General features: G+C 64.8%; 14 protein-coding genes and 1 pseudogene. 6 read left to right on the forward strand and 9 right to left on the reverse strand.

What is annotated here, in order from left to right:
- The first annotated feature begins 4 nt into the window (after positions 1 to 4).
- Complete coding sequence (locus tag C7G42_RS22525) at positions 5 to 1,207, forward strand: acetate/propionate family kinase (protein WP_106951146.1); 1,203 nt, start codon at positions 5 to 7, stop codon at positions 1,205 to 1,207.
- Between the two features lie 147 nt (positions 1,208 to 1,354).
- Here C7G42_RS22525 and C7G42_RS22530 read toward each other — a convergent pair whose 3' ends face one another.
- Positions 1,355 to 2,194, reverse strand: coding sequence for an RMD1 family protein (locus C7G42_RS22530; protein ID WP_106951147.1), 840 nt, complete (start codon positions 2,192 to 2,194; stop codon positions 1,355 to 1,357).
- A 323-nt stretch (positions 2,195 to 2,517) separates the two neighbouring features.
- On the opposite strand from C7G42_RS22530, the gene C7G42_RS22535 reads away from it, so the two are divergent.
- Positions 2,518 to 3,093 carry a glycosyltransferase family protein gene (locus C7G42_RS22535; RefSeq protein ID WP_106951148.1) on the forward strand — a complete coding sequence of 192 codons (576 nt, stop codon included), beginning with the start codon at positions 2,518 to 2,520 and terminating at the stop codon, positions 3,091 to 3,093.
- A gap of 62 nt (positions 3,094 to 3,155) precedes the next feature.
- Positions 3,156 to 4,112 carry a bifunctional helix-turn-helix transcriptional regulator/GNAT family N-acetyltransferase gene (locus C7G42_RS22540; RefSeq protein ID WP_106951149.1) on the forward strand — a complete coding sequence of 319 codons (957 nt, stop codon included), beginning with the start codon at positions 3,156 to 3,158 and terminating at the stop codon, positions 4,110 to 4,112.
- A gap of 110 nt (positions 4,113 to 4,222) precedes the next feature.
- Here C7G42_RS22540 and moaB read toward each other — a convergent pair whose 3' ends face one another.
- Together moaB and ypfJ are read right to left on the reverse strand one after the other, a co-directional pair.
- On the reverse strand, positions 4,223 to 4,786 hold the full coding sequence (moaB, locus tag C7G42_RS22545; RefSeq protein WP_106951150.1) for a molybdenum cofactor biosynthesis protein B: 564 nt from the start codon (positions 4,784 to 4,786) through the stop codon (positions 4,223 to 4,225).
- A gap of 163 nt (positions 4,787 to 4,949) precedes the next feature.
- Complete coding sequence (gene ypfJ / locus C7G42_RS22550; RefSeq protein WP_106951151.1) at positions 4,950 to 5,882, reverse strand: KPN_02809 family neutral zinc metallopeptidase; 933 nt, start codon at positions 5,880 to 5,882, stop codon at positions 4,950 to 4,952.
- Positions 5,883 to 6,295: 413 nt separating this feature from the next.
- On the opposite strand from ypfJ, the gene C7G42_RS22555 reads away from it, so the two are divergent.
- Together C7G42_RS22555 and C7G42_RS22560 are read left to right on the forward strand one after the other, a co-directional pair.
- Positions 6,296 to 7,426 (forward strand): site-specific DNA-methyltransferase, encoded by a 1,131-nt coding sequence (locus C7G42_RS22555; protein ID WP_106951152.1) that lies wholly within the window; start codon positions 6,296 to 6,298, stop codon positions 7,424 to 7,426.
- Positions 7,427 to 7,659: 233 nt separating this feature from the next.
- Positions 7,660 to 8,346 (forward strand): glutathione S-transferase family protein, encoded by a 687-nt coding sequence (locus C7G42_RS22560; RefSeq protein WP_199581075.1) that lies wholly within the window; start codon positions 7,660 to 7,662, stop codon positions 8,344 to 8,346.
- A 58-nt stretch (positions 8,347 to 8,404) separates the two neighbouring features.
- Here the strand turns inward: C7G42_RS22560 and C7G42_RS22565 are convergent, their stop codons facing one another.
- The 5 genes and pseudogenes from C7G42_RS22565 to C7G42_RS22585 form a co-directional block, all read right to left on the reverse strand.
- Positions 8,405 to 10,414: a methyl-accepting chemotaxis protein gene (locus C7G42_RS22565; protein ID WP_199581076.1), complete on the reverse strand. Its 2,010-nt coding sequence runs from the start codon at positions 10,412 to 10,414 to the stop codon at positions 8,405 to 8,407.
- Positions 10,415 to 10,660: 246 nt separating this feature from the next.
- A pseudogene (locus C7G42_RS22570) lies at positions 10,661 to 13,205 on the reverse strand (HWE histidine kinase domain-containing protein).
- Entirely contained in the window at positions 13,202 to 13,783 is a 582-nt protein-coding gene (locus C7G42_RS22575) for a biliverdin-producing heme oxygenase (RefSeq protein ID WP_106951154.1), read from the reverse strand. The pseudogene C7G42_RS22570 and the gene C7G42_RS22575 overlap by 4 nt, the downstream one beginning before the upstream one ends.
- Before the next feature lie 107 nt (positions 13,784 to 13,890).
- Positions 13,891 to 14,058 (reverse strand): YjiS-like domain-containing protein, encoded by a 168-nt coding sequence (locus C7G42_RS36155; protein ID WP_106951155.1) that lies wholly within the window; start codon positions 14,056 to 14,058, stop codon positions 13,891 to 13,893.
- 53 nt (positions 14,059 to 14,111) lie between these two features.
- Positions 14,112 to 14,555, reverse strand: a complete 444-nt coding sequence (locus C7G42_RS22585; protein WP_199581077.1) for a nuclear transport factor 2 family protein — start codon at positions 14,553 to 14,555, stop codon at positions 14,112 to 14,114.
- A gap of 91 nt (positions 14,556 to 14,646) precedes the next feature.
- On the opposite strand from C7G42_RS22585, the gene C7G42_RS22590 reads away from it, so the two are divergent.
- Positions 14,647 to 15,570, forward strand: a complete 924-nt coding sequence (locus C7G42_RS22590; RefSeq protein ID WP_106951157.1) for a LysR family transcriptional regulator — start codon at positions 14,647 to 14,649, stop codon at positions 15,568 to 15,570.
- A gap of 98 nt (positions 15,571 to 15,668) precedes the next feature.
- Here the strand turns inward: C7G42_RS22590 and C7G42_RS22595 are convergent, their stop codons facing one another.
- Positions 15,669 to 16,289: a glutathione S-transferase family protein gene (locus tag C7G42_RS22595; protein WP_094975708.1), complete on the reverse strand. Its 621-nt coding sequence runs from the start codon at positions 16,287 to 16,289 to the stop codon at positions 15,669 to 15,671.
- Positions 16,290 to 16,334: the final 45 nt, after the last annotated feature.

Here is a 16,334-nt window from a genome sequence, read left to right on the forward strand (position 1 = left end):
CATCATGCCGGCATCGGCGTCAGTCCTCGTCCTCAACTCGGGATCGTCGAGCATCAAGTTCGGCCTGTTCGACATCTCGGCTGTTGAGCCCAGCCTGCTCTGCAAGGGCCTGCTCGACGAGCAGGAGGCAAAACCTGGGCTCGTGGTGAAGAGCCCGACGGGCGAAGACCTGTTCGAGACACGGAGAGAGGCGCCGGACGCCGATGGCGGCCATCTGTTCGCCGATGTGCTCGCCTTCATCGAGGACCGGTTCGGCCAACATCATCATCTGTGCGCCGTCGGCCATCGCATCGTTCATGGCGGGCCGGACCAGTCAGGCCCGGTCGCGCTGACCGAGGATGTCATCGCGAAGCTGGAGGCATTGACGCCGCTGGCGCCGTTGCACCAGCCGCGGTGCCTCGCGCCAATTCGCGCGCTCGCGGCCATCCGGCCAGCACTGACGCAGATCGCGTGCTTCGATACGGCGTTCCACCACGGTCTGACGCCGCCCGCGAGCCGCTTCGCCATTCCCAGGCGCTACGAGGAACGCGGCGTCCGACGCTACGGATTTCACGGCCTCTCCTTCGAATATGTCGCAAGCCGCCTCGCCGAGATTGCGCCGGAGCTCGTCGCCAAGCGCGTCGTCATCGCGCATCTCGGCAACGGCGCCAGCCTGTGCGCGTTGCGCAACGGAAGCAGCGTCGACACCACCATGGGCCTGACGCCGCTCGACGGCCTCGTGATGGGCACCCGCTGCGGTACGATCGATCCTGGCGTGTTGCTATACCTGCAACAGCACGACAAGATGTCGATAGAGGCCGTCCAGCACCTGCTCTATCACGAGTCCGGCCTGTTCGGCGTCTCCGGCATCTCCGCGGACATGCGCGCGCTGCTCGCGAGCGGCGAGATGGAAGCACGAGAGGCGGTCGATCTCTTCACCTTCCGCGCGGCGCAGCAGGTCGCGATGATGGCGACGACGCTTGGCGGCCTCGACTGTCTGGTCTTCACCGGCGGCATCGGCGAGCACGCCAAGGAGATCCGCAGCGGCATCGGCGAACGTCTTGCCTGGATGGGCGTGCGCATCGATGCAACTGCGAATGACAGGGCACTCGAGCGCATCAATAGCGGCGACAGCGCTGTCGATGCGTTCGTCATTCCCACGAACGAGGAGCTGATGATCGCGAGGCGTTGCGCGGCAATGCTGCAAACTACAGCGACAATATCGTAGGGTGGGCAAAGGCGCAAAGCGCCGTGCCCACAATCTTTCTCTGTCACGACAGGTGGTGGGCACGCTTGCGCTTTGCCCACCCTACAACACTACAACACTACGACACTCGAGGAGATGTGAGGCACAACAACGCGCCGAAAAAAGCGCTCAATGCGTCCCCGTCAGGATCTGAAAACACCCGATCGCGACCTCGATCACGATCAGCACGACGACCGCGATCTCCAGGCGGAGCGAGCGTTGGGTGTCGATGATGTCGGTCAGCGCGTTGGCGATCTCCGACACCGCGGAGAGCTTCCGCTCGAGCGTGTCGAGGCGTTCTTTCAGTTCGTACTCGTCTTCCAGACGGGAATAGAGCCGGTCGAGCTCGGGCTTCTCCCAGAGCACGTCGGGCTTCTCCGCGATCGCGACGCGGCCGGCGACGCGCTGCTGCACCAGCAGTGCATTGCCGATCAGTTGCAGGATGCCCTTGCGCCGGCGCGGCGTGCGGCCGTGCTCGGCAAGCTCCCGCGCAAACGGCTCGATCACATCGAAGACCGCAGCGACGCGGCGTTCGTCGCGCGCCAGCGACGTGCTCTTGGCGAGCGCATCCGCAACCAGCAGCAGCCGGTCGTCGGAGAATTTGGCGAGGCATATCGGCCCGCCCGGCTGGATCGCCTCAGTGTTTTCATCCTTGCAGAGCTGTGCCTGCGCGATCTCCTCCTCATACGGGCTGAGCTCGCCAATCACCCGCGGCTTCAGGCCATCGATCAGCACTTTCTCCTCGGACGGAAGCAGCCCGATCAGCACCACGACGCCGTAGCGGAAGACCACGGCAAGACCGGCATGGACGCGGAAGGCGGCGGGCGACGACGAGACCAGCGTGCCGATCTCGAGGCCGGAGGCGTTGATGCGATCGCCCAGCATCAACGCGCGGATCCGCAAGGTCGGCGCAGCCTCCGGCTTCGGCAACGTCGACGCCGGGCCAATCGCAAGTTGATCGGCGTTCACAGGAGGCCTCCGTGGGGACCAAAGTCACACATTTCCCGTTCGAACCTTTCTGGCCGGGCGCGGCCCTCCTTGCCGGAAAAACCATCCGCGCCGCGCAACGACACCGTGAAGCTGCCGGCTAACACTCTCGGGACGAGCCTGTGCCGAAACATTCGGCAACATCGCCAACCTGCGCATGACACATTTGGCTGCGATGACTGGCTGCAGTTTACCATCGCACGCCGAAGCGCCGCCGGAAAGTTGCACTCGGCAACGCCACGTGTTTATGACAACATCATAGCAAGCTACGCTTCTCCCGAAATGCGGACATTGAAGCCTCAATCATGCTGAGCGTCATCATTCCGACCGAAGGCGTCGAGCAGACCGCGGTGGCGACCCTGGCCGCGCTGGTCCCCGGGGCCGCGGCCGGAATCATCCGGGAGGTGCTTCTGGTTGACGGCACCCGCAACGGAGTCATCGAGCGGGTTGCCGACGTCGCAGGCTGCCGTTTCGTCGGCTTCGAGGGTTCCTCGCAAGGCGCCGCGCTCGCGGCCGGCGCGCTCCAGGCCCGCTCGCCCTGGCTGATGTTCCTGCCCGCAGGCGCCGTGCTGGAAACCGGCTGGATCGAGGAAACCACCCAGTTCATCCAGGCCGTCGCGAGCAGCGGACGGGACCGTGCCGCCGTGTTCCGCTATGCGCGCTCGCCTTACGCCGATACTGGATTGCGCGACATTCTCCGGGCCGTAGTGCGCAGGCTGATCGGGCCTTTCGGCGATCAGGGCCTTTTGATTGCGCGCGATCATTACGATCGCATCGGCGGCTACCCGCCGCAGGCCCGCCGCGCCGAGGCACGGCTGCTCCGGCGTCTCGGCCGCTCGTCCCGGACCATGCTGCGAAGCCGGATCGTCATGGTCGCCTGAAGCCGCCTCATACTTGCCAAAGTCAAACAATTAATTGACAATGGCAAATATCGAGGTGCCCCATGCCATCAAGCCTTTCTCCGTCAGCCATTGCGACCGAACAGGTTGCCGACGATCGCATAGCAGCGGTCCGCGCCTTCAACCGCTTCTATACCCGCAAGCTCGGTGTGCTCGACCAGCATCTGGGAAAGAGCCCGTTTTCGCTCAGCGAGGCCCGAGTCCTCTACGAACTCGCGCATCGCGACGAACTGGCGGCAAAGGAGATCGGAAACGAGCTTGGCCTCGACCCCGGTTATCTCAGCCGCATCGTGCAAAGTTTCGAGGAAAAAGGGCTGATCACGCGAAAGCCCCTTCCCGCAGATCGCAGGCAATACCAGCTCAGCCTCACTGCCAAGGGCCGCCAGACCTACGCCAAGCTGAACCTGAACTCGCAAAACGAGGTCGCCGCGATGCTGGCTCAGCTTTCGGCCGAGGATGCAACGCGGCTGACGCAGGCGATGGCGACCATCGAGGCCGTGCTGGAGGGACGTCCCCGGCCCGCGGCGGTCGTGCTGCGCAGCCATCGCGTCGGCGACATGGGCTGGGTCATCTCCAGGCAGGCCGCCGCCTATGCCGCGGACTACAATTGGGACATCAGCTACGAGGCGCTGGTCGCCGAGATCTGCGCTCAGTTCATCAAGAACTACGATGCCGCACGCGAGCACTGCTGGATCGCGGAAGTGGCCGGCGAGCCGGTCGGCTCGATCTTCCTGGTCAAGGCCACCGACGAGATCGCCAAGCTCCGCTTGTTGCAGGTGGAGAAGAAAGCGCGGGGCCTCGGCGTCGGCCGCGCGCTGGTCGAGCAGTGCCTCCAGGGCGCTCGTGAGCGGGGATACAGTAGAATGACGCTGTGGACGCAGAGCATCCTGGTGGCCGCACGCGGCATCTATCAAAGCACGGGGTTCAAGCTCGTCGCCACCGAGCCGCATCGCAGCTTCGGGCAGGATTTGATCGGAGAGACCTGGGAGCGAGATCTCTGATCACTGCGGGCGAGATGCGCATGACTGCGCCCTCGCCCTTGTAGGAGAACAGCAACGCCGGCGGACACGAACTCGCGCCGCCTCCCACAAGACGAAAAGGGACAAAGCAATCACACCGTCGCGCCTTTGGCCTTCGGCCTTCGCAGATGCTCATCCAGCCGCGGCATGATCTCGACGAAATTGCAGGGCCGCGTACGATAGTCCAGTTGAGCCGCCAGGATGCCGTCCCAGCCGTCGCGGCAGGCGCCGGGGGAGCCCGGCAGGCAGAAGATGTAGGTCGCGCCCGCGACGCCGGCGGTGGCGCGGCTCTGGATCGTCGAGGTCCCGATCTTGGCGTGGCTCAGCATGTGGAAGGCGATCGAGAAACCGTCCATGCGCTTTTCGAACAGCGGCTCGATCGCCTCGGGGGTGACGTCGCGTCCGGTAAAACCGGTGCCGCCGGTGGTGATGACGACGTCGATTCCGCCATCCGCGATCCAGCGGCGAACGATGGCGCGGATCGCCTCGACATCGTCGGTGACGATCTCGCGCGCGGCGAGGCGATGGCCGGCCGCTGTAAGGCGGTCGGCGAGCGTCTGCCCGGACTTGTCATCCGCGAGCGCACGTGTGTCGGACACGGTGAGCACCGCGATGTCGAGCGGGATGAACTGTTTTGCTTCGTCGGTGGAGGCCATGGGTGCGTCTCTCGTGTCCCGGAAAGGTGCGGCACATCAGCACCGCACCGCAGAGCCGGGACCCATCTCAGAGGTTTGGGAGACCGGCGTTGTGGGCCCCGGCTCTGCAGCGCACCGCTGAAGAAGCGCTACGCTGCGTCCGGGGCACAGAGTCGGCTAACTCCTACTGCCCGCCGCCGAACGTGTTGCAGGCCTGGACCGTGCCCTGCTGGTAGCCGGTCATGAACCACTGCTTGCGTTGCGCGGCCGAGCCATGTGTAAAGGAGTCAGGCACGACACGTCCCGTGGCCTGGCGCTGCAGCGTATCGTCGCCGATCGCGCTCGCCGTGGTCAGCGCGGCGTCGATGTCGCCGGCCTCGAGGAAGTTCGGACGCTTCTTCGCCTCGCGGTTGACCCAGACGCCGGACAGGCAATCGGCCTGCAATTCGACCTTGACCTGGAGCGCGTTGGCCTCCGCCTTCGAGCCCGCCTGCTGCTGCAGCCGCGTCACGCGCGGAATGATGCCGAGCAGGTTCTGGATGTGATGGCCGGCCTCGTGCGCGATGATGTAGGCGGTGGTGAAATTGCAGGCGGACTTGCCGGAGCAGCCGCGGAAGCGCGTCTCGACCTCGCGGAAGAACGAGGTGTCGAGGAAGATGGTGCGATCCGGCGGACAATAGAACGGCCCCATCGCCGACTCTGCCCGGCCGCAGCGGCCGCCATTGGTGACGTTGCGGAACAGCACGACCTTCGGGCCGGTGTAGGACTGGCCCGAGGCCTGGAAGATTTCGCTCCAGCGGTCGTCGATCTCGCCGAGAATGCCCGAGATCATGCTGCCCATCTCGTCCGTCGGCGCGCCTCGCTTCGCGGTCGAGGACGACTGGCGGTCGGTCTGGTAGCTCGGCGCCTGGCCCCCGCCGGTGAGGATCTCGGCGCCGCCGATCAGGATGCGCGGATCGATCCCAAAGGCATAGCCGACCAGGCCAAGCACGATGATGGTGCCGATGCCGAGCCCGCCGCCGCCCATGGGCAGGCCAAACCCGCCGCCACCGCCGCCTCCACCATCATCGCGACGATCCTCGATGTCGTCGCTGCGGCGGAAATCATCGTAGCGCATGGCGGGCTTCCCTCAGTCCTCGATTGGCATCATTTGGGCGCATAGGCGCGAAAGCTCAACGCGCCACACACGTAAAATTTCCGTTGCTTTTATCAATATCTCGCTCGGCAATTATTGCCTAGTGCGACAGCCCGCCGATGCCAGCAATTTTTTCCCAGGGTCGAGCAATATTTTCCGAGAGAAATTTGCAGCCTTTTTGCAGCCATGATCACTCCCGCAACCCAAGCGAATGCAAAATCCCCTGTAAAAAACGGCGAATGCGCACGACGACATGCACGTAGAACGCGACGTGCGGCCTGCTCAACAAAACGGCGGGTTAAGTCGATTTTTACTTTGCCGCTTCATTGTAACGGTCAGTCGGTTGTTTGGTCCCGCGTCGCCGACAGCGTCGCCTGAGTCAGAGTTCTTGAGTCATGGTAGAGTCGCGTCGCGGGGCGTCTGCAAGGGCGCCCCGCACAAATTTTGAGTCTTCGTCGCATCGCATCATCCTCGGTGATTGCGTCGCCGAGATGTCGAAGCTTCAGGCTGGTTCGGTCGATCTGGTGTTCGCAGATCCGCCCTACAATCTCCAGCTCAAGGGCGATCTCAAGCGCCCCGACGAATCCCACGTCGACGCCGTCGACGACGACTGGGACAAGTTCGATTCATTCTCCGCCTATGACGATTTCACCCGTGCCTGGCTGCTGGCCGCGCGCCGCGCGATGAAGCCGTCGGCGACGATCTGGGTGATCGGCTCCTATCACAACATTTTCCGCGTCGGCGCGATCATGCAGGATCTCGGCTTCTGGCTCCTGAACGACATCGTCTGGCGCAAGTCGAACCCGATGCCGAATTTCCGCGGCCGCCGCTTCACCAACGCGCACGAGACCATGATCTGGGCCGCGCGCGACGAAAAAGCCAAGGGCTACACGTTCAATTACGAAGCGTTGAAGGCCGCCAACGAGGACGTGCAGGCACGGTCCGACTGGCTGATCCCGCTTTGCACCGGCGAGGAGCGCCTCAAGGGTGCCGACGGCAAGAAGGTGCATCCGACACAGAAGCCGGAAGGCCTGCTCGCGCGCGTGCTGCTGTCCTCGTCGAAGCCCGGCGACCTCGTGATCGACCCCTTCAACGGCACCGGCACCACCGGCGCCGTCGCCAAGCGCCTCGGTCGCTCCTATATCGGCTTCGAGCGCGACAAGACCTATGCCAAGGCGGCGGAAGCGCGCATCGCCGCGGTCGAGCCGCTGCCGGAGGCGAGCCTCGCCCCGTTCATGACCGCGCGCGAAGCGCCGCGGGTCGCGTTCTCCGAACTGATCGAGCGCGGCATGATCATGCCCGGCACGAAGCTGTTCGACGCCAAGAAGAAGCTCGGCGCGCTGGTCCGTGCCGATGGCGCCATCATGTTCGGCGACAAGGTCGGCTCGATCCACCGCATCGGCGCCGTGGCGCAAGGCGCGCAGGCCTGCAACGGCTGGACCTTCTGGCACGTCGAGACCAAGAAGGGCCTCAAGCTGATCGACGAGCTGCGCGCCGAAATCCGCGCCGGCATGGCGGCGGGGTAGCTCGCCCTCCCTCGTCATTCCGGGCTCGCGCCAAGAGGCGAGCCCCGGAATTGACCGTGGTGGTCGTTCGGCGCCGCCATTACGGCGGTGATCGGCCTTTGTTACGCCGGCTGATCTGCGCGGCGCGCAGGTACCGCCCGGCAAACTCGCCGGTTGCGCCCCCAGTCCGTGTTCAGGCAGAGAAGGCAGCGACGCTGCATCCATTCTCTAAAATGATGATTGGAGAGACAAACGTGCTCAAATTCTATTTCAACGGCTCGCCGAACCCGACCAAGGTCGCGCTTTTCCTGGAAGAGGCCGGCCTGCCCTTCGAGCCGGTGAAGATCGACACCCGCAAGGGCGAGCAATTCGCGCCGGAATTCCTCAAGATCAATCCGAACAGCAAGGTGCCGGCGATCGACGACGGCGGCACGATTGTTTTCGACAGCAACGCCATCCTGCTCTATCTCGCCGAGAAGACCGGAAAGTTCCTGCCCGCGGCCGGCGTTCGCGGCGAGACGCTGTCCTGGCTGATGTTCATCGCCACCGGGGTCGGGCCCTATTCAGGCCAGGCCGTGCACTTCAAGCACTTCGCGCCGAAGGACCAGAACCACGACTACGCCCATAACCGCTACCAGTACGAGACCGATCGCCATTACAAGATTCTCGACGGTCACCTCGACGGGCGCAGCTACATGGTCGGCGACAGCTATTCGATCGTCGACATGGCGATGTGGGGCTGGGCGCGGATGTTGCCGTTCAAGCTCGGCGACGACGCCTTCGCGCGCTACCCGAACGTGAAGCGGCTGGTGGACGAGATCTCGGCGCGCCCGGCGGCGGCGCGTGCGATCGCGCTGAAGGACAAGTTCACCTTCAAGGCGGAGATGGACGACGAGGCGCGCGCCAACATGTTCAAGCACATGGCGACCAAGGTCGCCTGATCGCACCGCCCCGCTCTTCGAGGCCACGCGCATGCGCGTGGCCTTTTGCGTTTGAGACTCAGGCGGCGTGGACCGAATTCAGGAACTTGGCCACTTCCTGCTTCAGCCGGTTGCTGTCGGCCGACAGCGAGCGCGCCGCCGACAACACCTGCGATGAGGCCGATCCGGTTTCGGAGGCGCCGCGCTGCACGTCGCCGATGTTGGACGACACCCTCTGCGTGCCATGGGCCGCCTGCTGGACGTTGCGGGAAATCTCCTGCGTCGCCGCGCCCTGCTGCTCCACGGCGGCCGCGACCGTCGACGAAATCTCCGATAGCCGCTCGATGGTGCCGCTGATTTCCCTAATGGACCCGACCGATTCTTCCGTCGCGGCCTGGATGCCGGAAACCTGCTGGGCGATCTCACCGGTGGCCTTCGCGGTCTGCTCGGCGAGCGCCTTGACCTCGGAGGCGACCACGGCAAATCCGCGACCAGCATCGCCCGCGCGCGCCGCCTCGATGGTGGCGTTCAGGGCCAGCAAATTGGTCTGGCCGGCGATCGTGCTGATCAGCTCGACCACGTCTCCAATCCGGGCGGCGGCCTTGGAGAGAGCGCCGACGCGGTCATTGGTCCTGCTCGCCTGACCGACGGCCTCAACCGCGATACGGGCGGATTCCTGCACCTGGCGGGCGATCTCGGACACCGAGGAGGAGAGCTCCTCGGTCGCCGAAGCGACCGCCTGCACATTGGCCGAAGCCTCCTGCGAGGCGCTGGCGACCTCCGTCGACAGGTCCTGGGCCCGCGAGGCGGTCGTGGTGAGAGTGCCGGCGGAGGCTTCGAGCTCGTTCGAGGCCGACGACACCGTATTCACGATCTCGCCGACCGCCTGCTCGAACTGGTCGGCCAGCCTGACCATGTCCTTCTTGCGGCTCTCGGCCTGCCGCGCCTCGAGCTCGGACTGCTCGGCGCGCATGCGTTCGGTGTCGATCATGTTGTCCTTGAACACCTGGATCGCCTTGGCCATGTCGCCGATCTCGTCAGCCTTGCCGCGACCGGGGATCTCGACCACGAGATTGCCGCCGGCAATCAGCCCCATCGCACGCGTCATCAAGGTCAGAGGACCGACGATGCTGCGAGCGATCAGGAAGGCGACGATGCCGCCGAACAGGATGGCGAGGCCGCCGGCGACCTCCTGAATGGTCGTCGTGCCCGCGATCACGGCGTCGGCTTCATTTCGCGAGCCCTGATAGTCCTTCTTCAGGGTCGTTTCCGCGGCCTTGAGCCTGCCGATGCTGCCAACGATGAGGGGCGCGAGGTCCTTGTGGTAGATTTCGTCCGCCTGGAGCATTGCGGCGGAGGTCGACTCGAACGCGGATTTGTAGATCCCGAGCGAGGTCTTCACCGGCGCGAGCGTGGATCGCAATTCCGTCGCCTGCGGGCTCTTTTCGAGGGCCGCGAGCCGTTGCGCCGCCCTGTCTACGCTCGCCCTGAAATTCGCCGGCCCCTGCGCGTCGCGCAGCGCCAGGAAGCGCCAGTTTGCAACCCGAACGAGGAGGGTTCTGGATTCGAGGTCAGCGACGAGGGCCGCGGTGTCTTCGTCGACGGCTGCGCGCGCCGCATCGACCAGCTTGCCCATCTTGACGGCCAGTTCCTCGCCGCTCGGCAGCAACGTGGCCTTGCCCGTTCTCGCCTCGTTGACGGCGTCGCCGAGGTTGTCGCGCAAGCGTCGCATCTTGGCGATGTCGTCGATCAGGCCGTTGTAGAGCGCCCGCCGCTCCTCGGAGGCCGTTCCCTTCGCACCGACACGCAACAGCTCGGTTGCGGCGGTTTCCCGCTCCAGCGCCTCTTTCATCGCGGATTCGTCGGCGTCGTAGACGTAGCGCAGATTGGCGCGCTGGATCGCCTGAAGATGGGTCGAAATTTCCAACACCCGCGCCGTGCTGTCCGAGAGCGCGGATTGTCTTGCAACCTGCTCCTGCACCGCCCGCAAATTCCAGACGGCAACCACCGCCATCACGAGACCAACCACCACCAAGGCCATGAAGCCTGCGTACAGGCGTCCCCTGATCCGCAAACGAAACTTCGGCATTCCCACCGTCCACCAAGATGCATTTCACTTCGAGCGGCCGGTCTCGTCACCAGGCCACCCCGGCAGCCGCGCGTCGCATCGTTGCGACCCACGCTGCACCGCGGCACAATGGAGGACACTCCTTAATTGAACCTTCAAATTTTACGCGCGAGTCGAATCGGCCGACGCAAATGCTGCTGATTTTATCGGCAGCTATGCGAAGTTATGCAAAGGATCCGCAGCGGCATGCATAGAGTCCGGCGACCTTCATGAGGCACGGGCCTTCTGCAATTTGCCGAGCGCGTGCTCGACCACTTCCAGCGTGTAGGGCTTCTGAACGACCGGCGCGTCGGCCAGCTGTTCCGGGATCGGCGCGCGCTCGCCATAGCCGGTTGCGAAGATGAAGGGTACGCCAATCTCTTTCAGCTTCTGCGCCACCTTGATGCTGCTCTCGTTGCCGAGATTGAGATCGAGCAGTGCGAAGTTGGGTCGGGTGCGCTCGATCGAACGTAGCGCCTGGTCCACCGACGCGGCGGTGTCGACGTGGCGCGCGCCGAGATCGAGCAGAATGACCTCTGCCGCCATCGCGATGATCAGATTATCCTCGACGATCAGCGCGGTTTCGGAGATCCGCGGACGGTCGGATTGCTTTTCCTCAACTCGCATGGCTGCTCCTGCTATCGCCGGCATCAGTTCGACGTAATTGGCGGGAATCACGAACGTCGCCTGGACGCCCAGAAGGTCGAAGCGGATTTCCGCGTCGCCCTTGAGATCGAACGGCACCGAGCGCTCGATGATCGTGGTGCCGAAGCCGCGCCGCGACGGCGGCTGCACCGGCGGCCCGCCGCTTTCCTTCCATTCGATCACGAGGCTGGACGAGGGATCGAGGCGCCAGACCACCTCGACGCTGCCGGTGGAATCGGCGAGCGCGCCATATTTGGCGGAATTGGTCATCATTTCGTGGACGACGAGAGCCAGCGTGGAGAACGCCTTGGGATCGAGCGCGACGTCCGGCCCGCCCATTTTCACCCGCCCTGCGCGCGCCCCGAGATAGGCTCCGGCCTCGGATTCGAGCAGGGTTCGCAGCGCCACCGGGGCCCAGTTCAGATTGGTAATCTGGTCGTGGGCGCGGGCCAGCGCCTGGATGCGACCGCCAAGGACGCTCGCAAACTCCTCCACGCTCGTCGCCGTATCCTTGCTTTGCGCCACCAGCGCGCGGACCAGGCTCAGGATGTTACGAACGCGGTGATTGAGCTCGGCGATCATCAGCTCCTGCCGCTCCTGCGCGCCGCGGCGCTCGCGCGCGGCGAGGTCGGACAATTGCAGGATCACCTCCAGTAGCGTGACGCGCAGGCTCTCGGCGATGCGGATGTCGGCAGACGACCACGGCTTCGATTGCCCCGCCACCGTCTCCTGCCAGAGCTCGAAGCTCTTGCGCGGCGTCAGGCGGGGCCCATTCGGACCTTCGTCATAGACCTTGTCGGGAGCGCCGGCCCAGTTCACGAAGCGCGTGACCTCGCGCCGGAAGAAGACTAGGCAGTCGCGCGGTGTCCGGGAGATGGGAATGGCGAGAAAACCCGCCGCGCGGTCGCGAAAGGCTTGGCCGGCGGCATAGACCTTGGCGATCTCGGCGCTGGCAAAGATCCGGCCCGGCGAGGTCCGGTTGATGAAGGCGACGAGATCCTTCACCTCGTCTTCGGTGGGCGTGTCTCCCTCGAGCGAAATCTTGTTGTCGGACCAGACCGCGACGCCGTGGCACGCGATCATCTTGCGGTAATCGCTGAGAAAATCGACGACCGCGCGCCGGCTGTGCTCGTGTGAGGCCGCGATCTCGATCAAGCGCTCCTGAACCTGGTGAGCTCGCGCCTCGTAGGCGACATCGCCCTCGCGCTCGCGTCCCTCGACGATCCAGGAGAACATCTGTCCGAACAGCTCGGCCGCGGTGCGCTTCTCGAACGAGATGTAGCGCGGCGAGTAATGATGGCAGGCGAACAGGCCCCACAACTTGCCGTCGCGCAGGATCGACACCGACATCGACGCGGCGACGCCCATGTTTCGCAGATATTCAATGTGGATCGGCGAAACCGATCGCAGCACGCTCATCGAGAGGTCGAGCAGACCGGCATTGTGCGTGGGTGTAGAGACCAGCGCAGCGGGCCTGGCGTTGATGTCGGCGATGATGCGCAGCCAGTTGCGCTGATAGAGGATGCGGGCCTGCCGTGGAATGTCGGACGCCGGATAATGCAGGCCGAGGAAGGATTCGCCCGGTTTCCGCGGTCTCGGCGATGACCTCGCCTGACCCGTCCGGGTGAAACTGATAGACCATGACCCGGTCGAAGCCGGTGAGCACCTTGAGCTGGCGCGCGGCTTCGCGGGCAAGCTCACTCATGCCGCGCGTCTTGCGGATGCGCTCGAGCATCAGGCGGACGAGCTCACCGGAATTGACACCGGGCTCGTCGACGCTGGGCTCTGCCTCGATCACGAGATAGACCCCGGAGAAATGGATCGCGAGATCGTAAAGCGGTTTGCCGGTCAGGAGCTCGACGCCGAACAGGCGCTCGGTCGCATCCGGCCCGCTCAAATGGTCGACATGGCGGCGGATGGTCTCGACGGCGGCTTCGGAGAAAACCCTCGACAGGGGCTGCTGGAGCAGATCGGCCACGTCGCTTCCGAGGAAGCTGCCGGCATTCTCGGACGCCATGCAGATCGTGAAATCGGAGAGCACGGTGAGCAGAAAACCGTACGGCTGCACGCTGCCGGGAATGTGGATCGGCTCGCGATCGCAATTGGTGAGATTGACCGCCTCGCTCATGCGCGGTCCGCCGCCTGCTCGAACGCGGCGAAGGCCGCGCCTGCCGCCTCGATCGCTTCGTCGTCGCAGGCGTCTTCGGCTCCAAGCTTCGCCAGGAAGCTCTGCCAGAGCCGCTGGCCCGCACCATGGCTGAGATAGTCCGTGGCCTTACCGATGCGCGGGTCTGCAGCGTCAGCGACCGCCTTGAGCAGGAATTTGGCGCCGAGCCGGGAGCCCTCCAGCACATACATCGTGCCGAGCACGCCGCTTCGTGTCAGGGGCCGCACCGACACCGTGGATTGCGCGGCGCTCCCAAGCCGGCCGAGATCAGCCGCAATCGCTGCGCTGCGTGACCGCTCCGGCCAATCCTGAAACATTCTGGCAACGCCCGCCTCGACGAGCGCCGCCTCCAGCGGCAAAAGCGCGCCCGCACTGGCTTGCAGAAAACGACGGTAGCCGGACAAGGTGGCGAGATGGAACGACGTCAGCTGCGCATCGAGGTCCCGGTGCGCAACCGCAGTGGCATCTCTTAGTCTTTCGCGGAGTCCGGGGAAGCTACGGCCCACATGTGTCGAAACGTCCGAAGCCCCAGCCAGCATAGATTTCCCAACGCGCGCATGCCGGGGGCGCGATTGCCCCGGAACGGACCAAACGCCGGGGGAAACCCAAAGGTTCCCACCCAGAGCCGGAAAACGGCGGCGGCGCCCTACCGCTGCCGACGGGGCTTACTCAACTCGTATTCGATTTCGGACCTGGTCATGCCGCAGTCCAGCAGCTCCCGTTCGGTCATGGCTGCGAGCTGATACCGGGCCCGGGACCGCTCCCGCCGGACCCGCACGATGTCCACAAGCGTCCGCCAGGCCCGCATGACCATCGCCGGCTGTGACGAACAGGACCGGCCGGCGGACGCGACGCGGTGCAATCCGGTCAGCTCGCGGCCCTCGCGGCTGTCTGCGGAAAGGGCCCGAGTGCCTTCTCAGTCAGGATCGAGTCGCAGTATTCCCGGATCTCCTTGATCTTGCCGCCCTCGAGACGAAACACCAGACAGTAGTCGTTGTCGTAGCGGACGCCCTCCGGCGTGACGTTGTCGCCCTTGGCTTCCACCACGACGACGTCGCCATCGGCGATGAAGCGGTGGGCGACAGTGCGGGTCCGGTCGACCAGGCGGGTGCGCACATAGGCGTGCAGATCGTTGAGGATCGACTGCTTGCCCGAAAAGGTCCTCGACCAGGAATACTGACCGGTCACGACCCATCGGGCGTCGTCGGCAAGGCTTGAGGTAAAGAGGGCGCGGTCCCGCGCGGCCGGATCCGGATCGGCAGCCGCGGCGAAAATGTCCTGCATCAGTTTCTTGTTGGCGCTCGCGCTCATGGCGGCATCTCCGTTTGATGGCAACACGGAGATCATCGCGGGGGAATGGTCATTCTTCAAATCAATAGCGAATATGATATCTATTCGACCCATGAATTTGAATTCGCTCGACCTGAACCTGCTGACCGCACTCGACGCGCTGCTGCGCGAGGCCAATGTCAGCCGCGCCGCCCTGAGGATCGGTCTGTCACAGCCGGCCGCGAGCCACGCGCTCCAGCGCCTGCGCAACATCTTTGGCGACCCGCTGCTGGTGCGCACCGGTGCGCACATGGAGCTGACGCCGCGGGCGCAGGCGCTGCGCGCGCCGCTGGCACAGGCGCTCGATCAGGTGCGCGGGCTGTTCGTGCCCGACGAATTCGATGCCCCGCGCAGCGAGCGGCAATTCCGCCTGATGATGCCGGATCTCGCGGTCGAGCTGCTGATGCCGCCCTTGATGGAGAAGGTGACGCGGCTAGCGCCCAACGTCCGCATCGACGTCGTGCCATGGCGGGGTCCTACGATCTTCCACGCCGAGTTCGCACGCACGATCGATCTGGTAATCTCGATCGGCAACGCCTTCAAAGGCTTTCACCGCCAGTTGCTCTACACCGACAGCGACGCGCTGGCGGTGCGGCGCGGCCATCCGATGGCTGCGAAGCTGAAGCGGCGCGAAACCTTCCTGGCCGCGCGCCATGTCGGCGTGATCATTCGTGGCCAGCCCGAGGATTTGATCGACACCTGGCTGCGCAGCAAGGGCATCGAGCGGCACATCTCGCTGGTCGTGCCGGGCTATCTCGAAGCGCTGCACGTCGCCGCCCGCACCGATCTCGTCGCCTTCGTGCCGCGCCGGCTGATCGCAGCGCTGTCGAAGCAGCTCGGCCTCGCCACGGTCACGCCGCCGCTCGACCCCGGGATCGACGAGCAGTTCATGTTTTACCCAACCCGCGCCCAGATGGACCCGGGCTCGATCTGGCTGCGGCGGCTGATGCTGGAGACGGGGCGGGAATTGGAGCAAGCCAAGGGCAAACTCACGTAGGGTGGGCAAAGCGGAGCGTGCCCCCCACTTGTCACCGCTGGCGAGAAATGGTGGGCACGGCGCTTTGCGCCTTTGCCCCCTACTAGAGTCGGGTTCTCCTACGCCTTCTGCGCGGCCATCACCTTCGCCACCGCGGGACGATCCGACATGCGCTTGAAATGGTCGGCAATCTTCGGCGTGGCGTTGATGTCGACGCTGTCGCCTTCGAGCCAGGTGGAGAGCGTGTAGAGATAGGGATCGCAGATCGTGTACTGTTCGCCCATCGCCCAGGGTCCCCTGAACATCTTCTGCTCCATCAGGGCAAAGCAGGCCGCCATGGTCTTCGGCACCATCGCCTTCATGTCTGCGAACGAGCTCTCCTGCGCCGCCCAGCGCGCGCCGCGCATCTTGTGGGCATGGTTGATGTGCACGGTCGAGCACAGATACGAGTTGAGGGACTGCACCTGGGCGAAATCGAAGGGATCATCGAGCGGCGCGAGCTTCGCCTTCGGGAAGGTCTGGGCGACGTAAGCCAGCATCGCCGGCGTCTCGGTGAGGACGCCCCGATCGGTCACCAGCGCCGGCACGCGGCCCTTCGGGTTGATCTTGAGATAGTCCGGGCTGTTCTGCTGGTTGTCCTTGAAGCTCAGCCGTTCGGCCGTGTAGTCGGCGCCGGCCTCCTCCAGGGTGATGTAGGTGGCGAGCGCGCAGGTGCCGGTCGCGTAGTAGAGCTTGAGCATGTCGGACCTCATGGGGAAAATCGGAGGTTAACGGCCCTCAGCCGC

Origin of the sequence: Bradyrhizobium sp. MOS003 (genome assembly GCF_003020125.1) — a bacterium.
In the GTDB taxonomy this organism is placed as follows: domain Bacteria; phylum Pseudomonadota; class Alphaproteobacteria; order Rhizobiales; family Xanthobacteraceae; genus Bradyrhizobium.